The 7,935-nt window shown below is 57.1% G+C and carries 8 protein-coding genes; 4 read left to right on the top strand and 4 right to left on the bottom strand.

What is annotated here, in order from left to right; genetic code table 11:
• The 3 genes from ACNKH3_RS06310 to ACNKH3_RS06300 form a co-directional block, all read left to right on the top strand.
• A partial coding sequence (locus tag ACNKH3_RS06310; RefSeq protein ID WP_420208637.1) for an LOG family protein occupies positions 1 to 292 on the top strand: 292 nt, incomplete at its 5' end.
• A gap of 18 nt (positions 293 to 310) precedes the next feature.
• Complete coding sequence (locus ACNKH3_RS06305) at positions 311 to 1,393, top strand: type IV pilus twitching motility protein PilT (RefSeq protein WP_420208636.1); 1,083 nt, start codon at positions 311 to 313, stop codon at positions 1,391 to 1,393.
• Between the two features lie 79 nt (positions 1,394 to 1,472).
• The gene (locus tag ACNKH3_RS06300) at positions 1,473 to 1,919 is read left to right on the top strand and encodes a hypothetical protein (protein ID WP_420208635.1); all 447 of its coding nucleotides are present in this window, start codon (positions 1,473 to 1,475) and stop codon (positions 1,917 to 1,919) included.
• On the opposite strand, the gene ACNKH3_RS06295 is transcribed toward ACNKH3_RS06300, so the two are convergent.
• Together ACNKH3_RS06295 and ACNKH3_RS06290 are read right to left on the bottom strand one after the other, a co-directional pair.
• On the bottom strand, positions 1,916 to 4,342 hold the full coding sequence (locus ACNKH3_RS06295) for a DNA internalization-related competence protein ComEC/Rec2 (protein WP_420208634.1): 2,427 nt from the start codon (positions 4,340 to 4,342) through the stop codon (positions 1,916 to 1,918). The two genes, ACNKH3_RS06300 and ACNKH3_RS06295, sit on opposite strands and share 4 nt — an antisense overlap.
• Positions 4,343 to 4,397: 55 nt before the next feature.
• Positions 4,398 to 4,688 carry a nucleotidyltransferase family protein gene (locus ACNKH3_RS06290; protein ID WP_420208633.1) on the bottom strand — a complete coding sequence of 97 codons (291 nt, stop codon included), beginning with the start codon at positions 4,686 to 4,688 and terminating at the stop codon, positions 4,398 to 4,400.
• A gap of 576 nt (positions 4,689 to 5,264) precedes the next feature.
• Between ACNKH3_RS06290 and ACNKH3_RS06285 the strand changes: the two genes are divergently transcribed.
• Complete coding sequence (locus ACNKH3_RS06285; RefSeq protein ID WP_420208632.1) at positions 5,265 to 5,387, top strand: hypothetical protein; 123 nt, start codon at positions 5,265 to 5,267, stop codon at positions 5,385 to 5,387.
• A gap of 194 nt (positions 5,388 to 5,581) precedes the next feature.
• Here ACNKH3_RS06285 and ACNKH3_RS06280 read toward each other — a convergent pair whose 3' ends face one another.
• Entirely contained in the window at positions 5,582 to 6,778 is a 1,197-nt protein-coding gene (locus tag ACNKH3_RS06280) for a 3-deoxy-D-manno-octulosonic acid transferase (RefSeq protein WP_420208631.1), read from the bottom strand.
• Entirely contained in the window at positions 6,775 to 7,869 is a 1,095-nt protein-coding gene (mutY, locus tag ACNKH3_RS06275; protein ID WP_420208630.1) for an A/G-specific adenine glycosylase, read from the bottom strand. The genes ACNKH3_RS06280 and mutY overlap by 4 nt, the downstream gene beginning before the upstream one ends.
• Positions 7,870 to 7,935 lie beyond the last annotated feature (66 nt).

Genomic DNA, 7,935 nt, shown 5'->3' with positions numbered 1-7,935 from the left:
TTTCGTGCGCAAAGTGATGTTCATCAAGTATTGTATGGCCTTCATCTGCCTGCCCGGCGGTTTCGGCACCTTGGACGAGCTGTTCGAGGCGCTGACCCTGATTCAAACTCGCAAAATCAAACCCTTCCCGATCATCATGGTCGGCTCGGCCTTCTGGGGCGGGATGGTGGACTGGATCCGGCAGCAGCTGATCAGCAACGGCAAAATTGATGAGGAGGACATGCTGCTCTTCGAGGTCATGGACAATGTGGACGAAATCGTCAAATACATCCGCAAGACGGTGGTTTTCTAAGAAGAAGGAGAAGAAGGAATGGCACAGATTGATGCGTTTTTCAAGCTGATGAACGAGCAGGGGGCATCCGACCTGCATATGGTGGCCGGGCAGCAGCCAATTTTGCGCATACGCGGCGATGTCGAGCGGGTCAAATACAAACGGCTGGAGAACGACGAGCTGAAGGCGATGCTCTATGAGATCTGCCCGGAGCCGAAAATTAAACTCTTCGAGGAGACGGGCGACATCGACTTCGGCTATCATATCCCCGGCTTGGCCCGCTACCGCGCCAACTATTTCATGCAGAAGTACGGCATTGGCGCGGTCTTCCGGGAGATTCCCAGCACGATTCTTTCCTGCGAGCAGCTTGGCCTGCCCAAGGTCATCACCAAGCTGGCTGATCTGCCCAAGGGAATGGTTTTAGTCACCGGGCCGACTGGTTCCGGCAAGTCAACCACCTTGGCGGCGATCATCAACGAGATCAACGTCAATCATAGCAGCCATATCCTGACGGTTGAAGATCCGATCGAGTTTGTGCATGAAAGCAAGAAGTGTATTGTCAACCACCGCGAGGTTGGCACGCATACCCAGAGCTTTTCCGCCGCGCTGCGCGGCGCGCTGCGTGAAGACCCGGACGTGATTCTGGTCGGCGAGATGCGCGACTTGGAAACTATCGCGCTGGCGATGGAGGCGGCTATGACCGGCCACGTGGTCTTCGGCACCCTCCACACCATGAACGCGATGAAGACCGTTGACCGAATTGTGGAAATTTTTCCAGCGGATCAGCAGGGGCAAGTGCGTTCAACCCTTGCGGATGCGCTCAAAGCGGTGGTCTCGCAGACCCTGTTCAAGCGCATTGACAAAAAAGGCCGCTGCGCCGCCTTGGAGATACTTATCTGCACCCCGGCGGTGCGCAACCTGATCCGTGAGGGCAAAACGTATCAGATTCCCTCGGCCATGCAGACGGGCAAGAAGTTTGGCATGGCAACCTTGGACGATGCCATTGAGGATTTGTTAACCAAGCGGCAGATCGCACCAGAAGATGCCTACACCAACTGCATCGAGAAGCCAAGATTCCTCAAATATCTGAAGAAGGCTCCGTCGGATTTCACGGATATATAATTTTTTTCCCTTGCGCCGCGAGGGCCTGGCCGCAGGGGAAAAATTCAATCTAACAAAAAAATAAACCAAAAAGCATAAAATGGGATTTACTGCAAAAGCAAGGGAATTAGCGGAAAAATCTTTCGCTGAAGAACTGGAGAAGAAGGCTGAAAAAAGCAATGAGCGTCTTGAGTTTATCGAAGAAATATCAAGGCTCGATTTTGCTGTTAAAGAAAGGATGCGATTTGTTGGAAAATTATTTTTCAACAAATTTTTTATAAAAAATTATACAATATCATTTAGTTATAATGATTTGTCTTGGTATATGCATGGACATGCCATAAGAACAGACCTGTATGTCAGCATTGCAATCAGGATTCGTGATGGCCGCTTAGTGTATTCTCTTGATTACCTGAATGACAATGTTGACCAATTTAAAGAATTTCAAGCAGGCGGCTCGGCAGAAGATTGCTCATTAGAGCAAATGGACAAAATTTTCATGGTGATGATAGACAAAATTGCACGAGCGACAGCTGTGGCATTTTAGTGTATGCTTGATACGCCGCAGTCCAGCCATTCCCCGTCTGTCCCGCAGGTCACAGTCCCCTGCTCTCTGGTGATCAGCACCGGAATCTTCCGCATCTGCCAAAGGGCTCGGTTGACCGCCGCCGGAAAATGCTCCTGCCGCGCCGATCTTCCTGCCGAAACCACAATCAGTTCTGGATGCGCTGCTGTCAGAAAATCTTCGCCTGTTGAAGTGCGGCTGCCGTGATGAGCGGCCAGCAGTACGTCCGCCCGCAGTTCCACACCTTGCCGCCGCAGCATCTCCTCGCTCTGCCTGCCGATGTCGCCGGGCAGGAGAAAGGCCCGCCGTCCGTGCCGATAATGCAGCACAAGCGAAGCCTCGTTGACATCGTCTCTTGGCGGCTTGCCGCGCAGAACGGTCAGCATGAAATTTTTCCCTTGCGCAATCGGCTGGCCTGATTGCGGAATCCGCACCTGCACGCCCTGCCCTGCCGCCTGCTCAAGGATTTGCTGATAATTCTCCTCCCGATGCGCGTCGCCGTTGATCCAGAGGATTTTTGGTTTGAAATGGCGGAGAATGAAATCCATGCCGCTGAAGTGGTCGCGGTGCGGGTGGCTGATCACGGCCTGATCAAGCCGCCAGACGCGCTGGCTCCAGAGATAGGGCGCGATGACCTGCTCGCCGATGTTCCTTTTGCCGCTATTGCCTGCGTCGGCAAGAAGACGCGAGCCGTCGGGCAGATGGAGGAATGCGGATGAGCCTTGCCCAATATCAAGAAAGGCGATGCTGCTCTTGCCCGGCTGCGGCGGAAACCACAGTCCCCACGTGAAATGCAGCACCAGCAGCGCGGCCCCGATGAGGGCTGTCTGCCGATATTTGAGACTCCAAAGCAGCAGCACGATGCCATACCAAACAATTTCCATCAAACTCGGACTGATTGTCCAGACGGAAGCACAGGGCAGCAGGCTGGCCAGCTCGTTGCAGCGCAGGCCCGCCCAGATGCCGAGACTGCCAATCTTCAGCAAAAACACTGCTGCGGGCGGATAAACGAAGAGGCAGGGAATCGCCGCCAAGCCCCACGGCAAGGCCCAAAGGCAGAGCAGCGGCTCGACAATCAAATTCAGGAGCGGGCCGAGCAGCGGCAGGCGGTGAAAATGGAAAAGCAGGAATGGCAGCGTGCCCAAAGTTGCGGCGATGGAAGCCAGCAAAGCGGAGAGAATATACCGGCCTGCCTTGATGAGCGTTTTTGGCGGCTCTTTGTTCTCGACAGCGGGCGGCACGATCTGCGGCAGGAAAAGAATCAGGGCGGCGGTCGCGCCAAAAGAAAGCTGAAACGAGGCGGTGAACAGGGCAAGCGGGTTGCAGGCCAGCACCAAGAGCGCGGCGGCAGCCAGCAGGTGCAGCATGTCGTGCCGCTTGCGCAGGATGAGCGCGGCCACGACCGTCACGGCCATGAGCATCGCCCGCAGCACCGGCGTATTCAGCCCGGCGATGAAGCCGTAAATCAGCAACAGCGGCATGGTGCCGAGCAGGGCCAGCGTCGGCACATGCGTGCGCAGCAGCAGCCATTCCGAACGCCGGAGCAGCCAGTTGAGCAGCAGGCCGCTCATCAAAGCGAGCAGGCTCATGTGCAGGCCGGAGACCGACAGGATGTGCATGGTGCCCGCAGCGCGGAACTGCTCCTGAATCTCCGGCGGCACAGCGGCTTGGCTGCCGATGAGCAGAGCCTGATACACGCTTGCCAGCTCCGGGCTGAGATGCTGGCGGAGAAAACGGCCCGTCTCCTGCCGCACCTGCTCCGGCAGCCAGCGCAGGCTTGATTCATTCTCGCTGTCGAGCAGCAGCACATCCGCCCGCCCGTCAATCCAGCCGCTCAGGTAAATGCCTTTTGCCGCCAAATGGCCCTGATAATCAAACGCGCCCGGCGTTTTGAAGCTCTCCGGCGGGCCGACTTTTGCCAAAAGCATCAGTGAGATGCCGGGCCGCAGCTCGTCCGCTTTGCCGAGCATGGCCAGCCGCACCCGCCCGCGCACCCCCTGCCACGTTGTGTCCAGCAGCACCTCTTCCGCTTCCAGCTCAAAGCGGGAGATGACTTCGCCGTCCTGCTCACTCTCCTCGATCATGCTTGCCAGCGTGCCGACAAGCGTGACGCGCCGCTCCTCCTGGGTGAGCACAGCCGCGAGCTGCCCGGCGGCGTGCGGTTTTGCCAAATGATGGAGCAGATGCAGGTGTCCGGTCAGGAAGAAAATGGGCAGACTAAGGAGCAGGGCGTGGCGGTGATGAAGGACAAGCGCGGCAATCGCCAGCAGGACAAGGGCAATGACCGCCGTTTGTTCAGACAGAAGCTGCGTTCGGCCCGCGCTGATGCCGAGGATGAAGCAAACCGTGACCGGCAGGAGGATGTTGCGTTCGCACCAGCGGAGAGCTGCTGCCGGGGAGGGCATTTTTTACAGGAGCAGTTTTCTAAGCCAGCGAGAGTTACTGCGAAAAAACTCCTTGTCATACATACTGAGCATCTCTGTCTATCCGTTTTTTCAGGTAAGGATTCATGGCCGTTCTGTGACGGACAATATCAACAGGTTTATTAAATAGAGCTTCAAGTTCTTCTTTGATGTGAACCAATGTGTACAAATCAGGGAATTGTGTTTCAACAACAACATCAACATCGCTCGCGTCTGTTGCCTGTCCGGTGGAACAGGAGCCAAATATTCCTATCTTGTTGATCCCATATTTTGCAGACTTCTCTTGTTTGTACTTCGCCAAGGCTTCCAAGATTTCCGAGCTAGTCATATTTTTTCCAGAGTTAAATTCGGCAGAAAAACATTATCTTGACATGCAAAAAAAAAGTAGCAGACGGTCACAACATGACCGTCTGCTTGGTGCTACTGCAACAGAGCTATGATTTTGGCAACAGCGAACAGCACAGCCGCAACCGCATATAGGAACTCTGTCACTTGTTTGAGCTTCTGCATGATAAAAAACCTAGCAAAGCCCAAGCCGGCTTGGACAGATAGTCCAATGTATTTTGTTCACGCCCTGGCTGGCGTTATCTCCACGCTGTGGCCTACAGCGGAAGAGAATTTCGAGACAGCCTACTATACACCTGTATCTCGGCTGTCCCATTAGCCGGAGCTATCAACTCCGACATAGGGCCTGATAGAAGCCCTATCCGAACAGAGGCCTTTCACCGCGTCCACGGAATCCCTAGTGTCCACTAGGCAGCATATTCGGAATCTCTATGTTCCTTGATTATGGATATGTGCTAAACAATGTTGTCAGCTATTCAATCACATTGAAGGGATATTACCCCCTCCGCCCACAAAAATCAAGCCAAAACCTGCCTCCCTCCCGCCGCAGCTGCTCGGCATGGCAGTCAAAACGCTGGCGCATGGCTCGAATCAGCTCCTCCTGCCCTTCGATGAGCTGCCGCTGCGATCAAACGAGGGACAGATCGGATTCAATCTATCGCAAACAGAACTCGATCTGTGACGGATAAGACTTGATACACAGCAGACAGAGCTTCATCTGCTGCTCATCAGGCTCGATCTGCCATAGACAGAACGTGAGGGTTGCTGCTCAAGCACTGTCTGGAACAGATTGCGTTCATCCTGTTGCAGATACTATCTTATGAGGAGCAAATTGAGCCTGATCTGTCATAGATCAAGCGCGATGCGGAATAGATTTCAACGAAAATCCTTCAGCATTTGCCTGACAGCCTGCACATGCCGCTCCACACCGCCGCGCTGCCGCTCGACCAACTCCCGCGCCGCGCCGGACATAGCCTGATGCAGGCCGTCATCGCTGAGAATGGCGGCGGCGGTTTCGGCCAGCGATTCCGCCGTGACCACCTTCGCCCCGCCGCAATCCACCAAATCGCGGGCGATTTCAGCAAAATCCTCCGTATGCGGGCCAAAGAGCACCGGCACACCCTGCGCCGCCGCCTCAATCGGATTGTGGCCGCCCTCATCCACCAAACTGCCGCCGATAAAGGCCAGCCGCGCCAAACTGTAGCAGCCCGCCAGCTCGCCGATGGTGTCCAAGATGAGGACGCAGCTTGCCGCGTCTGCGTCGCCGCTGCTGCGGAGCACGGCATTCAGGCCAAAGCTGCGGGCCAGCTTGAGCAGCTCGCCGCCCCGCTCGATCTTGCGCGGCGCGATGATTAAACGCAGAGGGCGAACACAGGGGTTCGCCCCTACGATTTTCTTGAACGCGGCGAAAATCAGCTCCTCCTCACCGGGATGAGTGGAACCGCAGACCCAGATTGGGCGATGATCATGCGCCGCCGCAAGATCGGGCGGAGCAGTCTGCCGCGCGGGCAGATCGTATTTCAAATTGCCAAAACAGGCGAGCCGTTCCGTCAGAATGCCGAGCGCGAGCATTTTGTCCCGATCCTGCGCAGTCTGCATGGAAAGCAGGCTGAAGCAGCGGAACATCGGCTTGAAGAAAAAGGCAAAGCGGCGGTAGGCGGCGAAGGATTTCTCGGAAATGCGCCCATTGACCAGCATCGCCGGAATCTGCCGCCGCCGGAGCTGATGCAGCCAGTTCGGCCAGAAATCGGTCTCGACAAGGATGAAGCAGCTCGGCCTGATTGCGTCAAGATATCGGCGGACAGCGCAGGGAAAATCCAGCGGACTGAACAGGATAAAATCAACGTGCGGGGCGATCAGCCGTTCGGCCAGCTCTTTGCCGCTGCGGGTTGTCGCGCTGAAAACGAGCACTGCCGGGCGGATGCTCTCGCGGATAGCCTTGACCAAAGGCAGAGCGGAAGTCACTTCACCCACAGACAGGGCATGAATCCAGATCACCGGCCCTTGACGGACAGGAAGGTGCGGCAGGCGCAGGCCCAGCCGCTCCAAGACGCGATTTTGCAATATCTTCATCGTGCTGCAATCTGCTGCATCTTAGCGACAAGCTGCCTGTGCCCGGCGGGAAAGGCGAACTGTTCCAGTTCATCCAGTGTTACCCAACGGAACTGGCTGGCCGCGTGCAGCACCGGCTCCTCCGCCTGCCCTTCCGCCAAAGCGCAGAAAAAGCCGTGCAGCGTCACCCGGTGTCGTGTGTATTGATGCCGCACCGCCGCGAAAGGCCGCAGACCGGTCACGCGGAATTCCGTCTCCTCAGCGATCTCGCGCCGGGCCGCCTGCTCCGGGGTTTCGCCCAGCTCCAGCCGTCCGCCGGGGAATTCCCACAGCCCGCCCCAGACATCATCCGGCAGCCGCTGCTGAATGTAAACTCGGCCTTGATTTTCAATGATCCCGCAGGCCATGATGATGTCTAACTTCTCCGGCCTGCTCGCAGGAACGGGCCGCAGACTGACTGTCCCAGCGGCCAAAGCGCGGCAGCCGTCCCGCAGCGGGCAGGCGGCGCAGGTCGGATTCTTCGGCGTGCAGACCAGCGCGCCCAGCTCCATCAGGGCTTGGTTGAAATCGCGGGCATTGTCCGGCGGCAGCAGCTCGGCGCAGAACTGGAGCAGCTGTTTTTTGACCGCGCTCTGCTTGGGCGGCGCGGCAATGTCTTCCATCCGGCAGAGCACGCGCTCGACATTGGCATCTGCCAGCGGCACCGGCTGATTATAAGCAATTGAGCAGACAGCCGCCGCTGTGTACGGCCCGATGCCGGGCAGAGCCAGCAGCGCGGCCTGCTCGCGCGGCAGCTCGCCGCCATGCTCGCGGAGAATGATTGCCGCAGCCTTGCGGATGTTCCGCGCCCGGCTGTAATAGCCCAGCCCTTCCCACGCCTTGAAAACCTCCTGCTCCGACGCGGCGGCCAAGGCACGGATGTCCGGGAACTGCGCCATCCACCGCTGAAAATAGATGACCACCCGCTCCATCTGCGTTTGCTGGCCCATGATCTCGGCGATCCAGACCTGATACGGCTGACAGGAGCCGCGCCACGGCAGGGGCCGCCTGTGTTTGGCGAACCAGGCGAGGAGCGAAGAGACGGAAATCGGACGGTCGTGAAGAATCGGCATGTTTCAGGCGGCGGAAAAAAGCGCGGACGGCCCGCTTTGCTCTGTTCAGAACTCAGACAACATGTT

The organism is Candidatus Electronema sp. JC (assembly GCF_048287365.2).
In the GTDB taxonomy this organism is placed as follows: Bacteria; Desulfobacterota; Desulfobulbia; order Desulfobulbales; family Desulfobulbaceae; genus Electronema.
Note: the sequence above shows the minus strand (reverse complement) of the source record. Positions and strands in the feature narration are given on the sequence as shown.